The organism is Streptomyces sp. NBC_00385, from assembly GCF_035917155.1.
GTDB lineage: Bacteria > Actinomycetota > Actinomycetes > Streptomycetales > Streptomycetaceae > Streptomyces > Streptomyces poriferorum.
The window spans coordinates 3016836-3041406 of sequence record NZ_CP107951.1 but is presented as its reverse complement, the minus strand read 5'-3'; the positions used below and the strand labels follow the sequence as shown (position 1 = coordinate 3041406).

At 71.2% G+C, this 24571-nt stretch carries 24 protein-coding genes and 1 pseudogene; 8 read left to right on the top strand and 17 right to left on the bottom strand.

Annotation, left to right across the window (positions count from 1 at the left end):
• Window positions 1-134 precede the first annotated feature (134 nt).
• The 4 genes from OG959_RS13245 to OG959_RS13230 form a co-directional block, all read right to left on the bottom strand.
• Window positions 135-536 carry a YrdB family protein gene (locus tag OG959_RS13245; protein WP_326658376.1) on the bottom strand — a complete coding sequence of 134 codons (402 nt, stop codon included), beginning with the start codon at window positions 534-536 and terminating at the stop codon, window positions 135-137.
• A gap of 47 nt (window positions 537-583) precedes the next feature.
• Complete coding sequence (gene msrA / locus OG959_RS13240; protein WP_326658375.1) at window positions 584-1249, bottom strand: peptide-methionine (S)-S-oxide reductase MsrA; 666 nt, start codon at window positions 1247-1249, stop codon at window positions 584-586.
• A gap of 74 nt (window positions 1250-1323) precedes the next feature.
• Complete coding sequence (locus OG959_RS13235) at window positions 1324-1446, bottom strand: hypothetical protein (RefSeq protein WP_261991681.1); 123 nt, start codon at window positions 1444-1446, stop codon at window positions 1324-1326.
• A 71-nt stretch (window positions 1447-1517) separates the two neighbouring features.
• On the bottom strand, window positions 1518-2621 hold the full coding sequence (locus OG959_RS13230) for a hypothetical protein (protein ID WP_326658374.1): 1104 nt from the start codon (window positions 2619-2621) through the stop codon (window positions 1518-1520).
• A gap of 68 nt (window positions 2622-2689) precedes the next feature.
• Here OG959_RS13230 and OG959_RS13225 point away from each other — a divergent pair, with 68 nt between their 5' ends.
• The gene (locus OG959_RS13225; protein WP_326658373.1) at window positions 2690-3835 is read left to right on the top strand and encodes a cystathionine gamma-synthase; all 1146 of its coding nucleotides are present in this window, start codon (window positions 2690-2692) and stop codon (window positions 3833-3835) included.
• An 88-nt stretch (window positions 3836-3923) separates the two neighbouring features.
• On the opposite strand, the gene OG959_RS13220 is transcribed toward OG959_RS13225, so the two are convergent.
• From OG959_RS13220 to OG959_RS13190, 7 genes and pseudogenes are all read right to left on the bottom strand, one after another.
• On the bottom strand, window positions 3924-4115 hold the full coding sequence (locus OG959_RS13220; protein WP_326658372.1) for a DUF1059 domain-containing protein: 192 nt from the start codon (window positions 4113-4115) through the stop codon (window positions 3924-3926).
• 69 nt (window positions 4116-4184) lie between these two features.
• Window positions 4185-5330 (bottom strand): RNA polymerase sigma factor, encoded by a 1146-nt coding sequence (locus OG959_RS13215; protein ID WP_326658371.1) that lies wholly within the window; start codon window positions 5328-5330, stop codon window positions 4185-4187.
• A 50-nt stretch (window positions 5331-5380) separates the two neighbouring features.
• Window positions 5381-5800, bottom strand: a complete 420-nt coding sequence (locus tag OG959_RS13210) for a YciI family protein (RefSeq protein ID WP_326658370.1) — start codon at window positions 5798-5800, stop codon at window positions 5381-5383.
• Window positions 5801-5974: 174 nt separating this feature from the next.
• The gene (locus OG959_RS13205; RefSeq protein WP_326666358.1) at window positions 5975-6187 is read right to left on the bottom strand and encodes a hypothetical protein; all 213 of its coding nucleotides are present in this window, start codon (window positions 6185-6187) and stop codon (window positions 5975-5977) included.
• Between the two features lie 35 nt (window positions 6188-6222).
• Window positions 6223-6390 (bottom strand): hypothetical protein, encoded by a 168-nt coding sequence (locus tag OG959_RS13200; RefSeq protein WP_442805738.1) that lies wholly within the window; start codon window positions 6388-6390, stop codon window positions 6223-6225.
• Between the two features lie 42 nt (window positions 6391-6432).
• Window positions 6433-7386, bottom strand: a pseudogene (locus OG959_RS13195) (IS481 family transposase); the annotation flags it as partial.
• A 103-nt stretch (window positions 7387-7489) separates the two neighbouring features.
• A complete protein-coding gene (locus OG959_RS13190) occupies window positions 7490-8020 on the bottom strand; it encodes a MarR family winged helix-turn-helix transcriptional regulator (protein ID WP_148020409.1) in 531 nt (176 codons plus the stop codon).
• 156 nt (window positions 8021-8176) lie between these two features.
• Between OG959_RS13190 and ilvA the strand changes: the two genes are divergently transcribed.
• The 3 genes from ilvA to OG959_RS13175 all read left to right on the top strand — a co-directional run bounded on the left by ilvA (window position 8177) and on the right by OG959_RS13175 (window position 11411).
• Window positions 8177-9406, top strand: coding sequence for a threonine ammonia-lyase (ilvA, locus tag OG959_RS13185; protein WP_326658369.1), 1230 nt, complete (start codon window positions 8177-8179; stop codon window positions 9404-9406).
• 152 nt (window positions 9407-9558) lie between these two features.
• Entirely contained in the window at window positions 9559-10563 is a 1005-nt protein-coding gene (locus OG959_RS13180) for an ATP-binding cassette domain-containing protein (protein WP_326658368.1), read from the top strand.
• Window positions 10560-11411 (top strand): ABC transporter permease, encoded by an 852-nt coding sequence (locus OG959_RS13175; protein ID WP_326658367.1) that lies wholly within the window; start codon window positions 10560-10562, stop codon window positions 11409-11411. The genes OG959_RS13180 and OG959_RS13175 overlap by 4 nt, the downstream gene beginning before the upstream one ends.
• Window positions 11412-11476: 65 nt before the next feature.
• Here the strand turns inward: OG959_RS13175 and greA are convergent, their stop codons facing one another.
• Window positions 11477-11974: a transcription elongation factor GreA gene (gene greA / locus OG959_RS13170; protein ID WP_326658366.1), complete on the bottom strand. Its 498-nt coding sequence runs from the start codon at window positions 11972-11974 to the stop codon at window positions 11477-11479.
• A 189-nt stretch (window positions 11975-12163) separates the two neighbouring features.
• Window positions 12164-12574: a DUF4307 domain-containing protein gene (locus OG959_RS13165; protein ID WP_326658365.1), complete on the bottom strand. Its 411-nt coding sequence runs from the start codon at window positions 12572-12574 to the stop codon at window positions 12164-12166.
• Window positions 12575-12671: 97 nt separating this feature from the next.
• Between OG959_RS13165 and mca the strand changes: the two genes are divergently transcribed.
• Together mca and OG959_RS13155 are read left to right on the top strand one after the other, a co-directional pair.
• A complete protein-coding gene (gene mca / locus OG959_RS13160) occupies window positions 12672-13553 on the top strand; it encodes a mycothiol conjugate amidase Mca (protein ID WP_326658364.1) in 882 nt (293 codons plus the stop codon).
• A 1-nt stretch (window position 13554) separates the two neighbouring features.
• On the top strand, window positions 13555-13797 hold the full coding sequence (locus OG959_RS13155) for a hypothetical protein (RefSeq protein WP_306071466.1): 243 nt from the start codon (window positions 13555-13557) through the stop codon (window positions 13795-13797).
• A 189-nt stretch (window positions 13798-13986) separates the two neighbouring features.
• Here OG959_RS13155 and OG959_RS13150 read toward each other — a convergent pair whose 3' ends face one another.
• The gene (locus OG959_RS13150; RefSeq protein WP_326658363.1) at window positions 13987-17214 is read right to left on the bottom strand and encodes a tetratricopeptide repeat protein; all 3228 of its coding nucleotides are present in this window, start codon (window positions 17212-17214) and stop codon (window positions 13987-13989) included.
• Between the two features lie 248 nt (window positions 17215-17462).
• Here OG959_RS13150 and OG959_RS13145 point away from each other — a divergent pair, with 248 nt between their 5' ends.
• A complete protein-coding gene (locus tag OG959_RS13145; protein ID WP_326658362.1) occupies window positions 17463-19484 on the top strand; it encodes a thioredoxin domain-containing protein in 2022 nt (673 codons plus the stop codon).
• A 3-nt stretch (window positions 19485-19487) separates the two neighbouring features.
• On the opposite strand, the gene OG959_RS13140 is transcribed toward OG959_RS13145, so the two are convergent.
• The 3 genes from OG959_RS13140 to trhA all read right to left on the bottom strand — a co-directional run bounded on the left by OG959_RS13140 (window position 19488) and on the right by trhA (window position 22498).
• Complete coding sequence (locus OG959_RS13140; RefSeq protein WP_326658361.1) at window positions 19488-20120, bottom strand: TetR/AcrR family transcriptional regulator; 633 nt, start codon at window positions 20118-20120, stop codon at window positions 19488-19490.
• An 11-nt stretch (window positions 20121-20131) separates the two neighbouring features.
• Complete coding sequence (locus OG959_RS13135) at window positions 20132-21649, bottom strand: DHA2 family efflux MFS transporter permease subunit (protein ID WP_326658360.1); 1518 nt, start codon at window positions 21647-21649, stop codon at window positions 20132-20134.
• Between the two features lie 147 nt (window positions 21650-21796).
• Window positions 21797-22498 carry a PAQR family membrane homeostasis protein TrhA gene (gene trhA / locus OG959_RS13130; protein WP_326658359.1) on the bottom strand — a complete coding sequence of 234 codons (702 nt, stop codon included), beginning with the start codon at window positions 22496-22498 and terminating at the stop codon, window positions 21797-21799.
• A 209-nt stretch (window positions 22499-22707) separates the two neighbouring features.
• Here trhA and OG959_RS13125 point away from each other — a divergent pair, with 209 nt between their 5' ends.
• On the top strand, window positions 22708-24534 hold the full coding sequence (locus OG959_RS13125; RefSeq protein ID WP_326658358.1) for a phosphoenolpyruvate carboxykinase (GTP): 1827 nt from the start codon (window positions 22708-22710) through the stop codon (window positions 24532-24534).
• Window positions 24535-24571: the final 37 nt, after the last annotated feature.

The window sequence follows — 24571 nt, the reverse complement described above, 5'->3', positions numbered from 1 at the left end:
GTCCGTACAGGGACCTGGAGCCGGCACGCCGAGAGCACGCAGCTGACGCCGCGCTGCCGCCCTTCGGGCGACGACGGCAGTTTGACGACAGGCCCTAGCACCGGCCCGGGACGCGGACGCGTCCCGGGCCGGTGTCACTCCGCGGCCGCGGGCCTGCGACGGAACGTCTCCGCCAGTCCCGTGTTCACCACCACCACGACGGCCATGACCGCGGCCGCCACCGGATGCCCCACCTCGTACAGCGCGAAGGCGCCGCCGCCGAGCACCACCGCCTTGACGGCGAGTACGCCGGCCAGCGGCAGGCGGACCCGGGCGCGGGGTGCGGCGAACAGCGCCCACAGGGTGATGGCGAGGGCCAGCAGCGCTGTTCCCAGCAGGAGTTGGACGGCCAGGGCGTCGCCGAGTGTGCACCCCCACCAGAACAGGCAGGCCAGCGCCGCCAGTTCGACGAGGAACGCCAGAACCTCGTTGGCGGTCCACCAGGGGTGGCCGTTCAGCGAAGGGATCGCCGGTCCGTCCGTACCGTTTTCGTGCATGGTGCCCCCCACCCTCGACGTTCACGTCCGGGGTGAGGGTAACCGGCTCAGCTTCCGGCCGGGGCCACACCGATCGGGCAGGAGACACCCGTGCCGCCGATCCCGCAGTAGCCCGCCGGGTTCTTGTCGAGGTACTGCTGGTGCGCGGGCTCGGCGGGCCAGAAGGTGCGGCCCTCGGCGGGAAGGATCTCCGTGCTGATCTCGCCGTATCCGGAGCCCGTGAGGACCTTCTGGTACGCCTCGCGGGAGGCGGCCACGGCCGCCGCCTGCTCGGGGGAGTGGGTGTAGACGGCGGAGCGGTACTGAGTGCCCACGTCGTTGCCCTGGCGGAAGCCCTGGGTCGGGTCGTGGGACTCCCAGAAGACCTTCAGAAGCTGGGCGTACGTGACGGTCTTCGGGTCGTGGACCACGCGGACCGCCTCGGTGTGCCCGGTCAGGCCCGAGCAGACCTCCTCGTACGCGGGATTCTCCGTGTAGCCGCCCTGGTAGCCGACGAGCGTCGTCCAGACCCCTTCGGTCTCCCAGAACTTCCGCTCGGCGCCCCAGAAACAGCCCATCGCGAAGTCCGCGACCTCCAGGCCCTCCGGGTACGGGCCCAGCAGGGCGTTGCCCAGGACCGTGTGCCGGGACGGGACGGTGAATTCCGGGGTGGCGCGGCCGCGCAGGGCCTCCTCCGGGGTGGGGAGCTGCGGGGTGCGGCGGTGCAGGAACATGCGGGGGCTCCTCCTGGGTCGGTGTGCTGTCCGTACAACGTCCCGGGACCGCCGCGGATTCCGGGCGCCCCCGGTCAGCGCCGGGGCGTGCCGTCCTCGGACTCGAAGGTCTCGGCGTAGTCGACGGCCCGCTTGCGGGCCCTGAGCCAGAAGTACACGCCGAGGCCGATCAGGATCAGGGGTATCAGTCGGGCCACGGGAACACCGGTCCTTGTCGTGGGGGCGGCCGCTGCTTCGCGGTATCGGTGCCTCCACGGTCGCACACCGGCTACCGCGGCAGCGTCGCCGGGCTGCCGCCGTTCGCCTCGTAACCGGCCACCGCCAGGGCCCGGTACACGGTGTACTCGGCGGCCGGGTCGGAGTTCTCCGTCCACGGCAGCGCGCCCACGTGCCCGTCGATGCGGACCAGCTGGTTCATCGCCTCGGACCAGCGCTCCATCCGGACCAGGAACAGCACCAGGAGATGGCGGACGTGCGCGAGCATCGGGTCGTCGGCGCGGGCCGCGTGGACCGCGAACATCGCACCCTCGACCGCCCTGGTCACCACCTGGCTCCGGTAGAACCCCTGCACCAGATTGACCTCGGGCAGGTGCTCGTACACCGCGAACAGCGGCAGCGCCGCCAGCAGCGAGCCCTGCGGGGCGCGGGCGGCCGCCGCGGTCGCGAAGCGGTCCGCCTCCTCGCGGGATCCGTGCCACTTCTCGCACCAGAAGTGCAGCGCCGCGATGTGCGCGCCCATGTGGGCCGGCGCCCGGTCGATGATCTTCGCCCAGAGCTGGTCGAACTCCTCGTGGGAGTAGCCCAGTCCACGGGCCACGGCCAGCTCCACGAGATACGGCACCGGGTCGCCCGGCGCCAGCAGGGCCGCCTCGCCGACCACCGTACGGGCCTCCTCCAGGATGATCCGGAAGTCGTCCGTACCGGCTGTCGACGAACGCCACGCCTGCTGGACCAGGAACTCCGCGTGCACGGCCGCACCGCCCGCGTCCTTCGGCGCCTCGGCCCGCCACTTGCGCAGCCACGCCCCGCCGATGCCCGGCCGCTGCATCAGCTCCAGCGAGGCGGCCCCGGCGAAGGCCTGCACCCGCTGCCACCGCACCTCGCCGTCCTTCGGCGTACCGGACAACAGCTGGGACGCCGCCCGCCACTCCTGGGTGTGCTGGACGACATCGAGCACGTCGAGGAGATCCTGGTCGGGGCCCGGCATCCGGATGTCCAGCTCCTCCTGACGCACGAAGCCGTAGGTGTCCGGGTCGGCGGCGTCCGGGGAACCGGGCGCCACCTGACGGATACCACCGCGACGGCGCAGCACAAAGGGGCCGATGACCGCGGCGAGCATGCACAGCGCGAGCAGGAACCACAGAATCTCCATGCCCCCATTGTCACCGGACGGCCCGGTGCTCCGTGAGCGGCCTCGGCGGCGGACTACGCTCGGGGCCCATGAGCGACCAGCACAGCTTCGAGACTCTCGCGATCCACGCGGGAAACACCGCCGATCCCCTCACCGGCGCCGTTGTTCCGCCCATTTACCAGGTGTCCACGTACAAGCAGGACGGCGTGGGCGGGCTGCGCGGCGGCTACGAGTACAGCCGCAGCGCCAACCCGACCCGCACCGCGCTGGAGGAGAACCTCGCGGCCCTGGAGGGCGGCCGCCGGGGACTCGCCTTCGCGTCCGGCCTCGCCGCCGAGGACTGCCTGCTCCGTACGCTGCTGACCCCCGGCGACCACGTGGTCATCCCGAACGACGCCTACGGCGGCACGTTCCGGCTGTTCGCGAAGGTCGCCTCGCGCTGGGGCGTGGAGTTCTCGGTCGCCGACACCTCGGACGTGGCAGCGGTACGGGCCGCGATCACCCCGCGCACCAAGGCGATCTGGGTGGAGACCCCGTCCAACCCGCTGCTCGGCATCACCGACATCGCGGCCGTCGCCGGCGTCGCCCGTGCCGCCGGCGCACGGCTGGTCGTCGACAACACCTTCGCCAGCCCCTACCTCCAGCAGCCCCTCGCCCTCGGCGCCGATGTCGTGGTTCACTCCACCACCAAGTACATGGGCGGCCACTCGGACGTCGTCGGCGGCGCGCTGATCGTCAACGACCCCGACCTGTCCGCGGAGTTGGCGTACCACCAGAACGCGATGGGCGCCGTCGCCGGGCCGTTCGACGCCTGGCTGGTGCTGCGCGGCATCAAGACCCTCGCCGTCCGGATGGACCGGCACAGCGAGAACGCCACCAAGGTCGCGGACCTGCTGACCCGCCACCCCAAGGTCACCCAGGTCCTGTACCCGGGACTGCCCGAGCACCAGGGCCACGAGATCGCCGCCAAGCAGATGAAGGCGTTCGGCGGGATGGTGTCCTTCCGCGTCGAGGGCGGCGAGGAGGCCGCCGTCGAGGTCTGCAACCGCGCGAAGCTCTTCACGCTCGGTGAGTCGCTCGGCGGCGTCGAGTCCCTGCTGGAGCACCCGGGCCGGATGACGCACGCCTCCGCCGCCGGGTCCCCGCTGGAGGTCCCGGCCGATCTGGTGCGGCTCTCCGTCGGCATCGAGAACGGCGACGACCTGCTGGCCGACCTGACACAGGCGCTCGGCTAGTCCGTCAGCCAGTCAGTCAGTCCGTGTACAACCGTGGGCGGGGCCGGTTCCGCCGGTTCCGCCCACGGTGCTTTTGGCCCTCCCGGCCTCAGGCCGGGACCTTCTCGTCCTCCAGCGAGGCCCTGACCTGCTCCCGCAGCTCGGGACCGTCGGTGTGCTCATGGACCGAGATCGCGTGCTCGGTCGCGGCCCGCACGACTTCCTCCTCCTCGCCGGAGATGGTCAGCGAGCAGTTCGACACGCTCGGATACTTGCGGCAGTCGGCGATCTTCCTGGTCATCACAGCCTCCTCGGCCGATCCCCTCCAGGATAGATCGGGCAGCACCGTGCGACCTCGGGAGTGACCGCGTCAGCGATCCCGGCGGGCGTTGAGCCGGGCGGCCCGGCGGGTCAGGTGGTCGCGCTCCGCGAGGTTCGGGGCCCGGTGGGCCGCCTCCGCGTACAGCCGGGCCGCCTTAGTCAGGTCACCGTCGCGCTCGTGGAGGTACGCCGCCACCGCGGTGTGGCGGGGAAGCGAGGCGTCCAGCGCCGCGAGCGCCGCCAGACCGGCGCGCGGCCCGTCGGCCTCCCCGACCGCGACCGCGCGGTTGAGCCGGACGACCGGGCTGTCGGTCAGGCGCGCCAGCTCGTCGTACCACTCGACGATCTGCACCCAGTCGGTCTCCTCGGCGGCGGGCGCGTCCGCATGGAGCGCCGCGATGGCGGCCTGGGCCTGGAACTCGCCCAGCCGGTCGCGGGCGAGGGCCGCCTGAAGGATCCCGACGCCCTCGGCGATCGATGCCGTGTCCCACCGGCCGCGGTCCTGCTCGGCCAGCGGGACCAGGCTGCCGTCGGACGCGGTCCGGGCGGCACGCCGGGCGTGGTGGAGCAGCATGAGGGCGAGCAGCCCCGCCACCTCGGGGTGGTCGACGGAGGCCGCGACCTGCCGGGTGAGGCGGATGGCCTCGGCGGCCAGGTCGACATCGCCGGAGTAGCCCTCGTTGAAGACCAGGTACAGGACGCGCAGCACGGTGGCGACGTCGCCCGGCCGGTCGAACCGCACACCGGAGACGGTGCGCTTGGCCCGGCTGATGCGCTGCGCCATGGTCGCCTCGGGCACCAGGTAGGCCGCGGCGATCTGGCGGGTGGTGAGCCCGCCGACCGCACGCAGCGTGAGCGCGACCGCAGATGCCGGGGTCAGCGACGGGTGGGCGCACAGGAAGTACAACTGGAGCGTGTCGTCCCCCGCGGGGGCCGGCCCGGGCACCGGCTCCTCCTCGACCCGGTCCTCACGCCGGCGGCGCGCGGTGTCGGCGCGCGTCGCGTCGAGGAACTTGCGCCAGGCCACGGTGATCAGCCAGCCCTTGGCATCCCGGGGAGGGTCGGCATCCCAGACCCGGAGCGCCTCGACCAGCGCGTCCTGCACCGCGTCCTCGGCCGCCGCGAAGTCGGCTCCGCGGCGGACGAGGACGGTCAGCACGCCCGGGGTGAGGCTCCTGAGCAAGACCTCGTTCATCCGATTCATCTCAGTCTTCCGAGCCTTCCAAGGCCTCCTGGTCAGCCGAGTCAGTCGAGATGGCACTCCGAGATGGTGGGTGGCTCGGCCAGGAACGGGCGCAGCTCCAGCCACTCGTGGATGGGCTTGCCGCCCGCGCCGGGGGCGGCCGACAGTTCGCCGGTCAGCTCGACGGCGCGCTCGTAGCTGTCGACGTCGATGATCATCCAGCCGGCGATGAGGTCCTTGGTCTCGGCGAACGGTCCGTCGGTGACCGGCGGGCGCCCCTCCCCGTCGTAGCGCACCCACGCCCCCTCCGGGGCGAGCGCCTGACCGTCGACGTACTCGCCGGACTTCTCCAGCCGGGCCGCGAAGTCGTGCATGTACTGCATGTGGGCCGAGATCTCCTCCGGCGTCCACTGGTCCATGGACACGTCGTTGACCGGTGCCGGGGCGCCGCGGTAGTGCTTCAGGAGCAGGTACTTCGCCATGACGGTTCTCCTTGGTGCTCGTGCGGCCCTTGTGGTCGCGCTCACCCCCGGGACGGAGCCGGTCGCGGGTTCTCGACATGGCCGCCCGGATTTTTCCGAGATGATTTCCGAGAAGTTTTCCGACTGCGCGGACGAGCGTAGAGGAGCCGTCCCGCGATGTCCGGATCCGCCGCTCTACCAGCCGTCCAGCGGCGGTGTCGTCCCGGCGGGCGGAGCCTGCCAGGGCTGGACCATCACCGCCCACACGGTGAACGCCACGAACACCGCTCCCGCCGCCACCAGCCACAGCCGGCGCAGCAACCGCCGGCGGCGCAACAGCCGGGCGCCGCGCCGGGCCGCCCGCGCCGGCAGGTCCGTGGGCACCCGCGGAGGGGAGGTCTCCAGCATCCGCCGGACCTCGTCCTCGTTGCGCCGGACACCGTTCACGGCGCGGCCCGCGACCGCCGGGTGCGACCCCACCGCGCCGTCGGGCTCCGGGTGCCGCGCATCGTGGCCACCGAGCGGTCGCAGACCGTACGGATCCGCTCCACCGCGATCCCGAGCAGCGCCGACGCCTGCTCCTCCGGGACACCTTCGTACAGACGCAGCACCAGAACCAGCCGCTCCTGCGGGGTCAGCCGGTCCAGCAGACCGCTGTATTGACCCGCAGCGTTGTTGACACGGCTGATGGGCGGGTGTCCGTCGATTGCGGTGTGGCAGCGGTGGTGGTTGTAGGTGTGGAGGAAGTCTGCCAGGGCCTCGGTCCGTTCGGTGTTCGAGGTGTAGGGCCGGATGTAGGCCCATTCGTCGAGCAGTGTGCGGTTGAAGCGTTCGACCTTGCCGTTGGTCTGGGGCCGGTAGGGGCGGGTGAGCTTGCCGGTCGCGCCGAGGTCGGCCAGGGCTGTCTTCCAGGCCAGGCCCTTGCGGTAGGCCCATGCGTTGTCGGTCAGGACCCGTTCGATGCGGGTGATGCCGTGGGCGTGGAAGAAGGCGGCCGCACGGGTCAGGAAGCCCGCGCAGGTCGCGACCCTCTCATCGGGGTGGATCTCGCTGTAGGCGAGGCGGGAGTGGTCGTCGACGGCGGAGTGGACGTAGTCGAATCCCATCTGGCTGCGGGTGGCCCGGCCGGCCTGGCGGCCCAATGTCCTGTGGCCGCCGCCGTCGGGGATCCGGCCGAGTTTCTTCACGTCGACGTGGATCAGCTCGCCGGGCCGTTCACGTTCGTAGCGGCGGATCACGGTGCCGGTCGGCCGGTCGATCCACGCGAGCCGGTTCAGCCCGTGGCGGGTCAGGATCCGGTGCACCGTTGAGGCGGGCAGGCCCAGGACCGGGCCGATCCTTGCCGGTCCCAGTTTGCGGGACCGCCGCAGGTCGCAGACCTTTGCCTCGGTGCCGGCCGGGGTCCGGTGCGGCGTCGTACGCGGGCGGCTGGAGCGGTCGTGCAGGCCGGCCTCGCCTTCGGCCCGCCACCGCCGCATCCACTTGTGGGCGGTGGCCCGGGATATACCCATCTCGGCTGCGACGTGGGCGACCGGGCGGCCCGACCGGACCCGTTCGACCAACAGGCGCCTACCGAAAACTGTCAGCCGAGCATTACGGTGGAACACGAAGACCTCCGTGCGGTGAGTTCCTAGACAGCTCCCACCACACCGGAGGTCTTCGTCATGTTCAAGACCTGCCGAGTGTCAACAACGCTCGTGATCAATACACCTAGCCCGCAGGCGGGGCCTGGTGCGCTGCCTGCCGCGCGGCCAGGGCCGCGTTGAAGCGCGTGAGGAGTGCGCAGAACGTGTCCCGTTCGTCCTCGGACCACTCGTCCGTCACCTGCGACATCAGCTCGCGCCGCGAGGAACGCACCTCGTCCAGCCGGGCCTGCCCGCGCGGGGACAGCTGGAGCACGACCGCACGGCCGTCCTCCGGGTGCGAAGTGCGCTTGACCAGACCGGTGTCCACGAGCGGTGCGACCTGCCGGGTCACGGTCGAGGAGTCGATCCCCATCCCGGCGGCCAGCGCCTTGACACCCATGGGGCCTTCCCGGTCCAGCCGGTTGAGCAGCAGATACGCGGCGCGGTCCATGGAGTTGCGCACCTGTCCGACGCCGCCGAGGCGGGTCTGCTCGGCGCGCCGGGCGAAGACCGCCACCTGGTGCTGCAGAGCGTCGAGAAGGTGGTCGTGACCCGGGTTCTCCGGGGTGGCGCCCCCGGAAGGAGACGCGGCAGTCGTCATGTCCTGAGGGGGCATGGCCGGGGGCTCTCTTCGTGCGGTGTCGGATGGGTGGGGGACAGAGTACGCGGCCCCGGGGCAACGCGTACCAGTGCCGCACAAACCTGCGGACATCGGCGCATGAGGGGGCCGTCGGCAGCGGCCGCGAGCCTTTTCACCTGCAAGACTTGCGGTATGAACTTCCCGCCGCCCGGTCGATTTCCCCCGCTGATCCTCGATGACGTGCGGGGTGCGCAGAAGATGCTCTCCGGCGTCTCCCGGGTCACCCCGCTCGAGGGAAGCCGCCATCTGTCCGCGCTGGTGGGCTCGCCCGTCCAGTTCAAGTGCGAGAACCTGCAACGGACCGGCTCGTTCAAACTGCGGGGCGCGTACGTACGGATCTCGGGTCTCTCCCCCGTCGAACGGGCCGCCGGTGTCGTCGCCGCGAGTGCCGGAAACCATGCGCAGGGTGTAGCGCTCGCGTCTGCGCTGCTCGGCGTACGGTCAACGGTCTTCATGCCGGTCGGTGCACCACTGCCCAAGATCGCCGCGACCCGTGAGTACGGAGCGCGGGTACGGCTGCACGGTCATGTCGTCGACGAGACGCTCGCCGCGGCGCAGGAGTACGCACAGGAGACGGGCGCGGTCTTCATCCACCCCTTCGACCACCCGGACATCATCGCGGGCCAGGGCACGGTGGGCCTGGAGATCCTGGAGCAGTGCCCCGAGGTGCGCACGATCGTCGTCGGCATCGGCGGCGGCGGTCTCGCGGCGGGCATCGCCGTGGCGGTGAAGGCGATCCGGCCCGACGTGCGGATCGTCGGTGTGCAGGCGGCCGGCGCGGCCTGCTACCCGCCGTCGCTGGCCGCCGGCCACCCCGTGTCGATCGGCTCGCTCCAGACGATGGCGGACGGCATCAAGGTGGGACGCCCCGGCGACGTGCCGTTCGGCCTGGTCCAGGAGCTGGTCGACGAAGTCCGTACGGTCTCCGAGGACGAGCTGTCCAGCGCCCTGCTGCTCTGCCTGGAGCGGGCGAAGATGGTGGTGGAACCGGCCGGCGCGAGCCCGGTGGCCGCGCTGCTCAGCGACCCGAAGTCGTTCCGCGGGCCGGTGGTGGCGCTGCTGTCCGGCGGCAACGTGGACCCACTGCTGATGCAGCGCATCCTGACCCACGGCATGTCGGCGGCCGGCCGCTATCTGAGCCTGCGGCTGCGCCTGACGGACCGCCCCGGCGCGCTGGCCACGATGCTGGGCGTGCTCACGGTGGCCGACGCCAACGTCCTGGACGTCAGCCATGTGCGGACCGACCCCCGGCTCGGTCTCACCGAGGCCGAGGTGGAACTGCACCTGGAGACCAAGGGGCCCGAGCACTGCGAAGAGGTCGCGGCGGCGCTGCGCGGGGCGGGCTATCTCGTGATCGGCTGAAATCGCTTGTCGGTCGCGATGTATCGCGTTACTGTGCCTGCGCCCGGCCTGTTGACGTGCGCGCGTTCGTCTCGTGTGTTCTCCGGGCGCGGCAACCCGGGCAAATCTAGGATCTGTGAGGAAGTCACCCAAACGCACTGGGGGAATCCCGTATGCCAGGCGCGATCTACGCCGAAGGTCTGGTGAAGACCTTCGGCGACGTCACCGCACTCGGCGGCGTCGACCTCGACGTGCCGCAAGGCACCGTCCTCGGACTTCTCGGCCCCAACGGGGCCGGCAAGACGACCGCCGTACGCGTCCTCACGACGCTGCTCAGGCCCGACAGCGGCAGCGCCTTCGTCGCGGGCATCGACGTACTGAAGAATCCCAACGAGGTGCGGCGCTCGATCGGGCTCTCCGGCCAGTTCGCCGCCGTCGACGAGTACCTGACCGGCCGCGAGAACCTGCACATGGTCGGCCAGCTCTACCAGATGTCCTCACGCGCGGCGAAGGCCCGGGCCGGGGAGCTGCTGGAACGCTTCAACCTCGCCGACGCGGCCGACCGTACCGCCAAGACCTACTCCGGCGGTATGCGGCGCCGGCTCGACCTCGCGGCGGCGCTCGTCGTCTCCCCGCCGGTCATGTTCATGGACGAGCCGACCACCGGACTCGACCCGCGCAACCGGCAGCAGCTCTGGGAGGTCATCGAGGAGCTCGTCGCCGGCGGTACGACGCTGCTGCTGACCACGCAGTACCTGGAGGAGGCGGACCGCCTCGCCCACGACATCTGCGTGATCGACCACGGTCTCGTCATCGCCCGCGGCACCTCCGACCAGCTCAAGGCCCGCACCGGCGGCGAACGCGTCGAGGTCGTCGTCCAGCAGCCCGACCAGATCGACCCGGCCCGCGAAGTCCTCGCCCACCTGGGGAAGGGCGAGGTCGCCGTCGTCCCGCACATGCGCAAACTGACCGTCCCGGTCGACGGCGGCGCCAAACTTCTGGCCGAGGTCATCCGCGACCTCGACGCCCGCGGCGTGGAGATCGACGACATCGGGATGCGCCGCCCCACCCTCGACGACGTGTTCATCTCCCTCACCGGCCACGCCGCCGAACAGGAGAAGAGCGACGAGAACGGGACGGATGCCCCGGACGCCGCCCGGACGGAGGCAGAGAAGTGAGTGCCGTTACCGAAGCGACCGCAGGTCGCGCACCCCGAGGCGCCGGTGGAATCGGTCAGTCCGTCCGCGACTCACTGGTCATGGCCCGTCGGAATCTGATTCGTATGACCCGGATTCCTGAAGTGGTACTTTTCGGGCTTATTCAGCCGATCATGTTCGTGGTGCTGTTCAGTTACGTGTTCGGCGGGTCCATGAACATCGGCGGGTCGACGGACCCCGTCGTCTATCGGAACTTCCTGATGGCCGGCATCTTCGCGCAGACCGTCACCTTCGCCACGGCCGGGGCGGGCGCAGGGATCGCCGACGACATGCACAAGGGGCTGGTCGACCGGTTCCGCTCGCTGCCCATGGCGCGTGGCGCGGTCCTCACCGGCCGCACGCTGGCCGACCTCGTCCAGACCATGTTCACCGTGCTGGTGCTCACGATCGTCGCGCTGCTCGTCGGCTGGCGCATCCATGAGGGCGTTCCCAAGGCACTGGGCGCCTTCGGGCTGCTCCTTCTGCTCGGATACGCCTTCTCCTGGATCGGCGCACTGATCGGCCTGTCCGTCCGCACCCCGGAGGCGGCCACGTCGGGCGGGCTGATCTGGCTGTTCCCGGTGACGTTCATCTCCAACGCTTTCGTGGACTCCAGCCAGATGGCGGGCTGGCTCCAGCCCATCGCCGACTGGAACCCCTTCAGCGCGACCGTCCAGGCGTGCCGGGTGCTCTTCGGCAACCCGGGTGTCTCGACCTCCGATGCCTGGCCGATGCAGCACCCCGTCTGGGCCTCGCTGATCTGGTCCGTAGTGATCATCGTGGTGTTCCGGACCCTCGCGGTCCGCAAGTACCGCTCGGTCGCCGTCTGAGCACAGCAGGAAGCCCCGGCCGTCTCATCGGGCCGGGGCTTCCTGCTGCGTGCGGGGTGTGCGGATCAGCCGGAGTACGGCTTCGCCGAAAGGATCTTCACCGTGGCGGTCTTGCCGTTCGGCAGCTCGTACTCGGCGCTCTCACCCATCCGCTTGCCGTTCACGCCCACACCGAGCGGGGACTGCGGGGAGTACGTCTCGATGGCCGAGCTCGCGTACTCGCGGGAGGCGAGAAGGAAGGTCGTCGTGTCGTCGTCGTCGCCGTCGAAGGCGATCGTCACGACCATGCCGGGCTCGACCACGCCGTCGTCGGCCGGTGCCTCGCCGACCTTCGCGTGCTCCAGGAGCTGGGTCAGCTGGCGCACCCGGAGCTCCATCTTGCCCTGCTCCTCCTTGGCCGCGTGGTACCCGCCGTTCTCGCGCAGGTCGCCCTCCTCACGGGCCGCCGCGATCTTGACGGCGATCTCCGTGCGCGCGGGACCAGACAGGTACTCCAGCTCGGCCTTGAGCTGGTTGTACGCCTCCGGCGTGAGCCAGGTGACGTTTTCGCTGGTCTGGGTCACAGGGTGCTCCTCGTCGGTACTGGGAATACAAAGCATCGCCCTACCCCGAAGCATGCGCTTCCACGGGTGGGCGAAACCACGAGCCTAACAATTCGGCGGGGAAAGGGGGAGGAGGTAAACGGCTGAGAGTGTCGAACCGCAGGTCAGGCGTGCCGAGAGTCGCTCAGGTCACCCGTGCGGCGGTCAACGCTACGCCCCGCCGTCATCCGTACACCCCAGGAGCTCGACGGCGGTCGCCCGGGACGTCGTACGCAGGGTGAGGACCTGGTCGATCCGGTCGGTGTCCGCGTCGAAGCGGAAGTCCTTGCGGGCGACCTCCATGCCGTCCTCGCTCAGCGAGCGGAGCGTGCAGTAGCCCTTGGCGTCCCGGTCCTTGCGGACTTCCAGATGCACCTCGACGTGGTCGTCCGAGGCGACCTTGAACTTGATCATCTCGGCGCTGAGGCCCTGGCCGCCCACGTAGTCGTAACCGATCCAGCCGACCACACCCAGGAGCGCGACGCCGAGGACGGAGCCGATGATCTTGAGCTTGCGGTCCGCGCGCTGGTCCGCGGAGCGGCCGTAGCGGTTCTCGGGAAGCGCCTCGCGCACCGCCGTCATGATCGTTCCTCCCGTACCGGGTATCGAGGAATTTTCCACCCCCCGGTTCGGTCACTATAGAAGTTGCACTTCGCGACCAATCACTGAGGATCGAGTCTTGACTGAGCAGCTTCGACTGATGGCCGTACACGCCCACCCCGACGACGAGTCGAGCAAGGGCGCGGCCACCATGGCCAAGTATGTGTCCGAGGGGGTGGACGTGCTGGTCGTGACCTGCACGGGAGGCGAGCGCGGCTCCATCCTCAACCCGAAACTCCAGGGGGACGCGTACATCGAGGAGCACATCCACGAGGTACGCAAGAAGGAGATGGACGAGGCCCGGGAGATCCTGGGCGTCAAGCAGGAGTGGCTCGGCTTCGTCGACTCGGGCCTGCCCGAGGGCGACCCGCTGCCGCCGCTGCCCGACGGCTGCTTCGCGCTGGAGGACGAGACCGTGGCGGCGGGGCGCCTCGTCGCGAAGATCCGCGCCTTCCGGCCGCAGGTCATCACCACGTACGACGAGAACGGGGGCTACCCGCACCCCGACCACATCATGACCCACACCATCTCGATGATCGCCTTCGAGGGAGCGGCGGACACCGAGAAGTTCCCCGAGGCGGAGTTCGGTCCCGCCTGGACGCCGCAGAAGCTCTACTACAACCAGGGCTTCAACAAGCCGCGCACGGTCGCACTGCACGAGGCACTGCTGGCGCGGGGCCTGGAGTCGCCGTACGGCGACTGGCTGGAGCGCTGGAAGGAGTTCGAGCGTGCCGAACGCACGCTGACCACGCACGTTCCGTGCGCGGACTTCTATGAGATCCGCGACAAGGCGCTGATCGCGCACGCGACGCAGATCGACCCGGACGGTGGCTGGTTCCGCGTTCCGATGGACATCCAGCGGGAGGTCTGGCCGACCGAGGAGTACGAGCTGGCGAAGTCTCTCGTCGATACCTCCCTCCCCGAGAGCGACCTCTTCGCGGGCATCCGCGACAATGCCTGATATGTACGCGACTCAGGCACTGACGCACCTCGTCCCGCTCGCCGAGGAACTGGACAAGAACAAGGTGACCCCCGGGGTCCTCGGCTTCATCGTCTTCGCAGCGCTCGCCGTGGGCGTGTGGCTGCTGATGAAGTCCATGAACCGGCACATGGGGAAGGTCGACTTCGAGGAAGCGCCCGACCCGGCCGGTGCGGAGGGTGTGGCGGAGCCCGCGGGCTCCGCGGGTTCCGCGAAGCGGAAGTAGGGCGGTGGCGGGGCGGGGCGGAACCGGGGTGACCGGTGGCTCCCCGCCCCTGCGGGCGGCCGGGTTCGTCCTCAAGCGCCGGACGGGTTGGAAAGACGCCCTCAAGCGCCGGGCGGGCTTGATGGGGCCGGACGGGCTGACAGACGCCCTCAATCGCCGGGCGGGCTTGATAGGGCTGGACGGGCTTGATCAGGGAGTGGCCGCGATTGCCACGCCCATGATCTCGCGGGCATGGCGGGTCGGGATCAGGCCCAGGCGCCAGGCCTGCCAGCCGTCCTCCAGGTCCACGCCCCGGTTCAGGACCACCCGGTACGCCTCCGCGCAGTCCTCCAGCTTCGTGTCCCGGGTGGGATGGCCGGCCTCGGTCAGGTCGGCCAGTTCCTGCTGGGCCACCACCGTGCCCACCTCGATGCCGCCCGGTGAGGCGTACGGCAGCAGCGTGCAGCGCAGGAAGCGGGCCCAGTCCGCGCCCCGCGCGTCGCCGTACGAGTCGAAGAGCGCGGCCGCCTCGCCGCACAGCTCCAGGGCCTGCGGCGCGCGCTGGTTTCCCGCGTCGATCAGGGCCAGCTCCAGAGCCGTCCAGGCCTCCCCGTGGGCGACCCCGATGCGGCGGAAGTCGGCCCGCGCGTCCACCAGCAGCTGGCGGGCGAACCCCGAATTGCGCAGGTTGCCCGTCTGGGCGGCCCGCTGGTCGCGGGTGACGCGCCCCGAGTGGTGGCGGGCGCACGCCAGCCCGTACACGTCGCGCATCCGGGAGAACATCGTGCGGGCCCGCTCCAGCTGCCGTACCGCCTGATCGGTGTCGCCGGCCTCCTCCAGGGCCTGGCCCAGGTAGTAGAGCGTCCACGCCTCGCCGCGGGCGTCCTCGCTGTCGCGGTGCCGGGCCAGGGCCGCGTTCAGCTGCTCGACCGCGGGGGCCGGATCGCCGTCCATCAGCCGGGCCCGGGCCAGCTGGGTCAGCGCCCATGCCTCGCCCCGCTCGTCCCGCGTCCGCCCGTACAGATCCAGGGCCGTACGCAGCGCCGCCTCGGCCCGCTCCACCTCGCCCGTCCGCAGCCGCACCTGGCCCAGCTGGAACTGCGTCCACGCCTCCCCGTGCAGCGACTCGCCCTCGCGGTGCAGGACCAGCGCGGTGTCCAGGAGCTCCAGCGCCTCGGCCAGGTGGGCCCGGTCGCGCTCCACCGCGGCCAGCGCGTGCAGCGACCAGGCCCGGTCCTCCGCCTGGGCCGCGGACGACTGCAGCTCGATCGCCTCGCGCAGCCGCGCCGCCGCCTCCGTCAGGTTGCCCTGGTGGTGCAGCGTGATGCCGAGCGAGCACAGCGCCAGCGCCGTACCCGAGTCGTTCTGCGCCTCGCGGTACAGGCCGACGACGGACGACAGCGTGGTGCGGGCCTTGTCCAGCTCACCGAGCTGACGGGCCGCGATCCCGGTCCGCCACTGCACCGAACGCTCCAGCAGCCCCTGGTCGACGGCCTGCGTCAACTCGCTGATCTCGCCCAGCCGGTAGAGGTCGCCGCGCAGCAGGCAGTAGTCGCACAGCGCGCCCAGGAGGTCGAGTACCGCGCCCTGGTCGACGCCCTCGCTGTGCCGCAGCGCGGACGTGATGAAGCTCGACTCGTCGTCCAGCCAGCGCAGCGCCGCGTCGAGGGAGCCGAACCCGTGCGGTCCGAACTGCCCGGCCCTGGTGGACATCTTGCCGTCGACCATCCGGATGACCGCGCCCGCCAGCTCGGCGTAGTTCGCGATGAGCCGCTCCTGCGCGGCCGTCCGGTCCGCGGCCTCCTCCTCGTCGTTCAGCCGGGCCAGGGCGAAGCCCCTTACGAGGTCGTGCAGCCGGTAGCGCGAGCCCCGCACATGGTCCAGCAGCCCGGCCTCGGACAGGGCGGTCAGCAGCCGTCCGGCCTCCTGCTCGTCGGCCGACAGCAGCGCGGCGGCAGCCGCGGCGCCGAGGCTGGCACGACCGGCCAGCGCGAGCCGGCGCAGCAGCCGCCGCGCCTGCTCGGACTGGTCGGTGTAGCGCAGCCACAGGGCCCGCTCGACCGGCGCGACCGGTCCGTACGCGGCCAGGTCGGCCGCCAGAGTGCTCGGGGTACGCGCCCCGAGCGAGGAGCCCGCGACCCGCAGCGCCAGCGGCAGCCCGCCGCACAGCTCGGTGATCGCCTCGCCGGCCGGGTAGTCGTACGGCCCCTCCCCGTCCTCCTGGGACACCTCCCGCAGCAGTTCCTCCGCACCCGCCGGGTCCAGCGCCCCGACCTCCAGCTGATGGACCCGGGCCGGCAGGGACTCCGGCAGGCCGAGGGGTTCACGGGCGGTGACCAGGACGAGGCTGTCCGAGCGTTCCGGTATCAGGGTGCGGACCTGCTCGGCATCGCTCGCGTCGTCGAGCACGACCGTCACCGGGGTGCCGGTCAGGTGCTGGTGGTACAGCTCGCTGAGCCGGCGCACCTGCTGGTCGGCGGAGGAGCTGTCGCGGAACAGCAACTGCTCGCGGGGGGCGCCGAGCCGGTTCAGCAGATGCAGCAGCGCGTCCCGCGTCGGCAGCGGCGGCTCGTCGTCGGCGCCGCCGCGCAGATCGACCACGCACGCGCCCCGGAACTGGTCCTTCAGGCTGTGCGCCGCGCGTACGGCCAGGGCGGTGCGCCCGGACCCCGGCGGTCCGTGCAGGACGACGACGGTCGGCTTCGTCTCCGTCGAGGCGCGGGCCGCGTGCACCCACTGGGCGATCTGCGCCAGTTCGGTCCGGCGGCCCGCGAACCCGCCCTCGGAGGCGGGCAGATGACTGAACGACTGATCGAGGAGCGCACGCATGCGGGCGGCGGCGCTCCGGTCCCCGCCGCGCAGTTGGGGCGCGGTCCGTTCCGCCGCGGCCTTCTTCTTCGCCGGGGTGCGGGACGAGGCGGTCAGCATCCGCTGCTGGTCGATGAACGGACGGATGCCCCGTACCTCCAGCGCCGTCAGCCACTGCAGCCGCAGCTGTTCCGTCCCGCCGGGCTGCCCGAGGGCTCCGGCGCGGCGGTGCGCGGCCGGCCAGTGCGAGGCGGTGACCTTGGCGACGGTGGCGGTGGCGCCGGCGACCGCGACGACGGCGCCCGCGCCGAGCGCCAGGCCCGACGCCGTACCGAGCGCCACATCCGCGCCGAAAGCAGCGGCGGCGGCAACTCCCGTGACCAGTAACGGCGTTCCGAGTGTCGCCCGGCTGAACCGTTGCGCCAGCGGCTGCTGCCCGGCCGCCTCGACGTCGAGCGCCTGGGTGTACGTGACGTACTCCTCGCCCGCCCCGGCCGCCAGCGAGTCGAGCGCGGCGCGGCCGCGTGCCGTCAGCGTGCCGGGGTCGGTCCGGCCGCCGGAGCGGCGCACCTCTTCCTCCACGGCCCGTGCCAACAGCCGTTCGGCTTCCGCCCGGTGGCTGTCCCGCATCCGCATAAGTCCCCCTCGGTCCCTGCCCTTTCGGCCGGTCCGGCGTCCGGCCGCCTGAGGTACCAGTCTCGCGCCTGGGACCGGTGTGCGACAGGGAGTCCGCGAGACTGCGCCGCCGGTCCCGTGGAGGAGGCGGCGTGCCAGGTGGGCGTCGGGAGGGCGGCAGAGGCCGGGCCGGCCCTTACCCCGTTCGGGCGCCGCCCCGTGGCGCATGCGCGGGGTGGAGGCGGGTGCGCAAGGATGGGGGCATGCCCAACCGACTCGCGCAGGCCACGTCCCCGTACCTCCTCCAGCACGCGGAGAACCCCGTCGACTGGTGGCCATGGGAGCCGGAGGCCTTCGAAGAAGCACGGCGGCGCGACGTTCCCGTCCTGCTGTCGGTCGGCTACTCCGCATGCCACTGGTGTCATGTGATGGCGCACGAGTCGTTCGAGGACGCCGAACTCGCGGAGTACCTGAACGCGCACTTCGTGCCGGTCAAGGTCGACCGCGAGGAGCGCCCCGACGTCGACGCCGTGTACATGGAGGCGGTGCAGGCCGCGACGGGGCAGGGCGGCTGGCCGATGACCGTGTTCCTCACCGCCGACGCCGAACCGTTCTACTTCGGGACGTACTTCCCGCCCGAGTCCCGGCACGGCCTGCCGTCGTTCCGGCAGGTGCTCGAAGGGGTGACGGCGGCCTGGACCGACCGCCGGGACGAGGTCGGCGAGGTCGCCGCGCGCATCGTCCACGACCTGTCCGAGCGCACCCTCGACCACGGCGGCGAGGGGCTGCCCGGTGAGGCGGAGCTCGCGCAGGCGCTGCTCGGACTGACCCGGGAGTACGACGAGAAGCACGGCGGCTTCGGCGGCGCGCCCAAGTTCCCGCCGTCGATGGCCGTCGAGTTCCTGCTGCGCCACCACGCCCGCACCGGGGCGGACGGCGCACTCCAGATGGCGGCCGACACCTGCGAGGCGATGGCCAGGGGCGGGATCTACGACCAGCTCGGCGGCGGCTTCGCCCGCTACGCGGTGGACCGCGAGTGGGTCGTCCCGCACTTCGAGAAGATGCTCTATGACAACGCGCTGCTCTGCCGTGTGTACGCCCATCTGTGGCGCTCCACCGGATCGGAGTCCGCCCGCCGGATCGCCCTGGAGACCGCCGACTTCATGGTCCGTGAACTGCGCACGGCCGAGGGCGGATTCGCTTCCGCGCTGGACGCCGACAGCGAGGACGCGGACGGGAAGCACGTCGAGGGCGCCTACTACGTCTGGACGCCCGCGCAACTGCGTGAGGTGCTGGGCGAGGAGGACGCCGTGTTCGCCGCGGAGCTCTTCGGCGTGACCGAGGAGGGCACCTTCGAGGAGGGCTCCTCGGTGCTCCAGCTCCCGCACAGGGACGCGACCGACGAGGTCCGCGCCGCCGATGTGCGGGCCCGGCTGCTCGCTGCCCGGGAGCTGCGTGCGCGGCCGGGCCGGGACGACAAGGTCGTCGCGGCGTGGAACGGGCTGGCGATCGCCGCGCTCGCCGAGACCGGGGCCTACTTCGACCGGCCCGACCTGATCGAGCGCGCCACCGAGGCGGCGGACCTGCTGGTGCGGCTCCACATGGGGCCGGTCGCCCGGCTGGTCCGTACCTCGAAGGACGGGCGCGCCGGTACGCACGCCGGAGTGCTGGAGGACTACGGCGATGTCGCGGAGGGCTTCCTGGCCCTGGCCGCCGTCACCGGCGAGGGGACCTGGCTGGAGTTCGCGGGCTTCCTGACCGACATCGTGCTCCAGCACTTCGCCGGTGAGGGCGGGCAGCTGTACGACACGGCGGACGACGCCGAGCAGCTGATCCGCCGCCCGCAGGACCCCACCGACAGCGCGACCCCGGCAGGCTGGACCGCGGCGGCCGGTGCGCTGCTCTCGTACGCCGCCTACACCGGATCGGAACCCCACCGCAGCGCCGCGGAAGGGGCGTTGGGCGTCGTGAAGGCGCTGGGCCCGCGGGCTCCGCGGTTCACCGGCTGGGGGCTCGCGGTGGCCGAGGCGCTGCTCGACGGGCCGCGTGAGGTGGCGGTCGCCGGGCCGGTGGGCGGCGCGCTGCACCGTACGGCCCTGCTGGGGCAGGCGCCCGGCGCGGTCGTCGCGGCAGGGGAGACGGCGGGGTCGGAGTTCCCGCTGCTGGCGGAACGGCCGATGCTGGGCGGTGCGCCGACGGCGTACGTGTGCAGGCACTTCGTCTGCGACGCGCCGACGACGGACCCGGAGGTGCTGGCACAGGCGCTCAGGGGCGCCGGCGGCTGAGGCTCACAGCCGCAGGCCGCCCTCCAGCGCGATCAGCGCCTCGTCGACCATCGTGATCAGGTCGCCCTCCTGGCCGTGCTCGCCCCAGTACAGGGTGACCTCGCGCAGCGCACCCAGCACCGCCGCGATGAAGACCCGGATCCGCAGGTCGTCCGCGCTGCGGCCGGTGCGGTCGGCGAGCACCTGGGAGAGCACCTTCGCCGTGTCCGACATGGTCTCCGTCATCCGAGAGCGGATGGCGGGGATCTCCACCATCAGCCGGGTGCGCTGGCGCAGTTCCTCGTCCTCCGCGGTGGCGAACGACGTCAGCGCCTCGCGCATCATCAGCCGCAGGGACTCCAGCGGAGGTTCGTCCAGCGGGCGGCTGCGGAGCACGGCCTCCATGACCGGGTCGTACTCGTCGGTGAGGACGATGTCCTCCTTGGTCGCGAAGTACCGGAAGACCGTGCTCTGAGACACCTCGGCCGCCTCCGCGATCTGCTCGATGGTCGTCGCCTCGTAGCCCTGCTCCTGGATGAGGCGGTACGTCGCCTGCCGGATCGCGACCCGGGTCTTGAGCTTCTTGCGCTCGCGCAGCCCCATCGGGGGCTGTGACTCGGGTACGGCGAAGGAGGGGGGACGGGAGGTGGCGGCCATGGTTGCCATTGTCAGGCATCGACGGGGGCGGCGGCCACGTCCGCGGGTTCCTCCCGCTCCGCGTCGGCGGCCGGCAGGAACGCCCCGACGAGCAGCGCGCTGATCAGCGCGGTGGCGCCGACGACCAGCAGCACCAGGCTCATGCCGTGGACGTACGCGGCGTCGGCGGACTCCGCGAGCCGCTGCGCCCCGAGGCGTGCCGCGACGGCGTGGGCGGCGACGACGGAGTCCCCGGCCGTGTCCGCGGCGGCGGCCGGCAGTCCCGAGGTGTCCAGCCGGCCGCTGTAGGCGCCGGCGAGCAGGCTGCCCAGCAGGGCGATCCCGAGGGCGCTGCCCGTCTGGCGCACGGTCATCAGCAGCCCCGATCCGCTTCCCGCACGGTCCGGGGGCAGGGCGCCGAGGGCGGCGTTCATGGCGGGAACGACGGCGAAGCCGAAGCCGGCGCCGGCGATGGTGAGCCAGAGGGCGGTGAACCCGTAGCCGCTGTCGACCGTCGTACGGCTGCCGAGCAGTGCGGCGAAGGCGAGCACGACGAGTCCGGCCGACATCGTGGCGCGGGCCCCGAAGCGCGCGTTGACCGGGCCGCCCGCCCTGGTGGCGACGATCAGCCCGCCCATCATGGGCAGCATCCGCACGCCGGTGCCGAAGGCGTCGTGGCCCAGTACGGCCTGGAGGTATCCGGGCAGGATGAACATCAGCCCGGCCAGCGCGAACATGACGAGCGTCGAGGCGAGCGTGCTCAGCAGGAAGGTCCGCTGCCGCAGCAGGGCCATGTCGAGCATCGGGCGGGCGGACCTGCGTTCACGCAGGACGAGCGCGCCGATCAGGATCACGCCCGCGGCCAGTGCGGCCAGGACCAGCGGGTCGCCCCAGCCGCGGCCCGGCGCCTCGATGACCCCGTAGATCAGGGCGCCCAGGCCGGTCGCGGACAGGGCGGTGGAGACCATGTCGACCGCGGGGGCCGCGGGGTCACGGGTCTCGGGGAGCAGGAACACGCAGGCGGCGATGCCGATGCCGACCATCGGGATGTTGACGAGGAAGACCGAGCCCCACCAGAAGTGGTCGAGCAGCCAGCCGCCCAGAATCGGGCCGAGCGGCATGCCGAGCGCGGAGGCGGCCGAGACGATGCCGACGGCCTTGATCCGGTCCTTGGGCTCACCGAACAGCGAGGGCAGTACGGCCAGGGCGAGCGGCATCACGAGCGCGCCGCCGACGCCCATCACACAGCGGGCGGCGATCACGGTGGGCACGTCGTCGGCGAGGGTGCCGATGACCGAGCCGACGAGGAAGACGCCGAGGCCGGCGATGAGCATCCGGCGGCGTCCGAAGCGGTCGCCGAGCAGGCCCGCCGGAAGCATCAGCGCGGCGAACACGACGACGTATCCGTCGGCCATCCACTGCTGTTCGCCCGTGGTGGCGCCGAGCTCACCGGCCATGGTCGGCAGCGCCACGTTGAGGATCGTCATGTCGAATCCGAGGACGAGCATGCTCGCCACCAGGGCCCCCAGGGCCCACCAGCGCCGGTCCATGTCCCACTCCTTTGATAGTTGCAGTCAAGTGACAGTAACTCCCAAAAGATGGTGAGTGTCAATATAGGCCCCCGCTGTCCGCGCCCGGACATGCGAAAGGGCCGCGGCTCGAAAGCCGCGGCCCTTCTTGTGGGGGGGTGAGGGTGCTCAGTTGTGGTTGTAGGCCACCAGTGAGATGCCGACATAGTGAACGACGAAGGCCGCGAGGGTCAGCGAGTGGAAGACCTCGTGGAACCCGAAGAAGCGCGGTGACGGGTTCGGCCGCTTGATGCCGTAGATGACGCCCCCGGCGCTGTAGAGCAGCCCGCCGACCACGACGAGCACCAGTACCGCGATGCCGCCGGTCCGCATGAAGTCCGGCAGGAAGAAGACAGCCGCCCAGCCCATCGCGATGTAGCAGGGCGTGTAGAGCCAGCGCGGGGCGCCGACCCAGAAGACCCGGAAGGCGATGCCGGCGACCGCCGCCGCCCAGACCGCCCACAGGAGCGGGGTCCCGGTGGACTCGGGCAGCAGGAGAAGGGTCAGCGGGGTGTAGGTGCCCGCGATGATCAGGAAGATGTTCGCGTGGTCGAGCCTGCGCAGCACGGCCTCGCCGCGCGGCCCCCACGTACCGCGGTGGTAGACAGCGCTCACGCCGAAGAGCAGGCACGCCGTCAGGATGTAGATCCCGCAGGCGATCCGGCCGCGGGTGCTGTCCGCCAGTGCGATGAGCACGATGCCCGCGATCAGGACGGCCGGGAACATCCCGGCGTGCAGCCAGCCGCGCATGCGTGGCTTCAGCTCGACGTCGACGGTTCCGGCTGGTTCCAGCCCGGTGGGTTCGGGCGCGGCGGCGGCGGCAGCAGTCATTCCCGCATCGTACCTACGCCTCCGTAGGTATCGGATATGAGTGGCGATGCTCACGTGGGCGGCCCTCTGGACATATGGGCGGAACGGTCGGATGATCAAATGAGTGCGGTCGGCACCGGATGAGCGCCAGGGAATTCGAAGGGGTAGAAGCATCCGGGTCGCAGCCCCCACGGGGCCTACCAAACAGACACCCTCATCAAGGAGCGATCGTGGCGCGCGACATCGCGGCTCCCCTCACTGTTCCCACCAACCACCAGGAGCTCGTCTCCTGGGTCGACGAGATCGCAGCCCTCACCGAACCGGACCGCGTGGTGTGGTGCGACGGCTCCGAGGCCGAGTACGAGCGCCTGTGCGGGGAGCTCGTCGCCAAGGGCACGTTCACCAGGCTCGACGAGATCAAGCGCCCGAACTCCTACTACGCCGCCTCCGACCCGAGCGATGTCGCGCGTGTCGAGACCCGGACGTTCATCTGCTCCGCGAAGGAGGAGGACGCCGGTCCGACGAACCACTGGAAGGACCCCGCCGAGATGCGGGAGATCTTCGTGGGGGACAAGGGCGTCTTCCGCGGCTCCATGCGCGGCCGCACCATGTACGTCGTGCCCTTCTGTATGGGCCCCGTCGGCTCGCCGCTCTCCGCCATCGGCGTCGAGATCACCGACTCCGCCTACGTCGCCGTCTCGATGCGCACCATGACGCGCATGGGCCAGGCCGTCCTCGACGAGCTCGGCTCCGACGGTTTCTTCGTCAAGGCCGTCCACACGCTCGGCGCACCCCTGGAGGAGGGCCAGGAGGACGTCCCGTGGCCCTGCAACTCCACCAAGTACATCTCGCACTTCCCCGAGGACCGCGAGATCTGGTCGTACGGGTCCGGCTACGGCGGCAACGCCCTGCTCGGCAAGAAGTGCTACGCGCTGCGCATCGCGTCCGTCATGGCGCGCGACGAGGGCTGGCTCGCCGAGCACATGCTGATCCTCAAGCTCACGCCGCCGCGCGGTGAGTCGAAGTACGTGGCGGCCGCGTTCCCCTCCGCCTGCGGCAAGACCAACCTCGCCATGCTGGAGCCCACGATCTCCGGCTGGACCGTCGAGACCATCGGCGACGACATCGCCTGGATGCGGTTCGGCGAGGACGGCCGCCTCTACGCGATCAACCCCGAGGCCGGTTTCTTCGGCGTCGCGCCCGGCACCGGCGAGCACACCAACGCCAACGCCATGAAGACGATGTGGGGCAACTCCGTCTTCACCAACGTCGCGCTCACCGACGACGGCGACGTCTGGTGGGAGGGCATGACCGAGGAGCTCCCGAAGCACCTCACGGACTGGAAGGGCAACGACTGGACGCCCGAGTCCGGTACGCCCGCCGCCCACCCCAACGCCCGCTTCACCGTCCCGGCCGGCCAGTGCCCGATCATCGCGCCCGAGTGGGAGGACCCGAAGGGCGTGCCGATCTCGGCCATCCTCTTCGGCGGCCGCCGCGCCTCGGCCGTCCCGCTGGTCACCGAGTCCTTCAACTGGCAGCACGGAGTCTTCCTCGGAGCCAACGTCGCCTCCGAGAAGACCGCCGCCGCCGAGGGCAAGGTCGGCGAGCTGCGCCGCGACCCGTTCGCCATGCTGCCGTTCTGCGGCTACAACATGGGCGACTACATGAACCACTGGCTGAAGGTCGGCGCGGACAAGCCGGACCAGTCGAAGCTCCCGAAGATCTACTACGTGAACTGGTTCCGCAAGAACGAGGCGGGCAAGTTCGTCTGGCCCGGCTTCGGCGAGAACAGCCGCGTCCTCAAGTGGATCGTCGAGCGCCTGGAGGGCAAGGCCGAGGGCGTCGAGACCCCGATCGGCATCCTGCCGGCCAAGGGCTCGATCGACACCGAGGGCCTGGACCTCTCCGAGTCCGACCTGGACTTCCTGCTCAAGGTGGACAAGGAGGTCTGGCGCGAGGAAGCGGCGCTGGTCCCCGAGCACCTCAACACCTTCGGTGACCACACGCCGAAGGAGCTGTGGGACGAGTACCGGGCCCTGGTCCAGCGCCTGGGCTGACCGCCCCCTTCGAACTCCGCGGTCGGCTCCCGACATC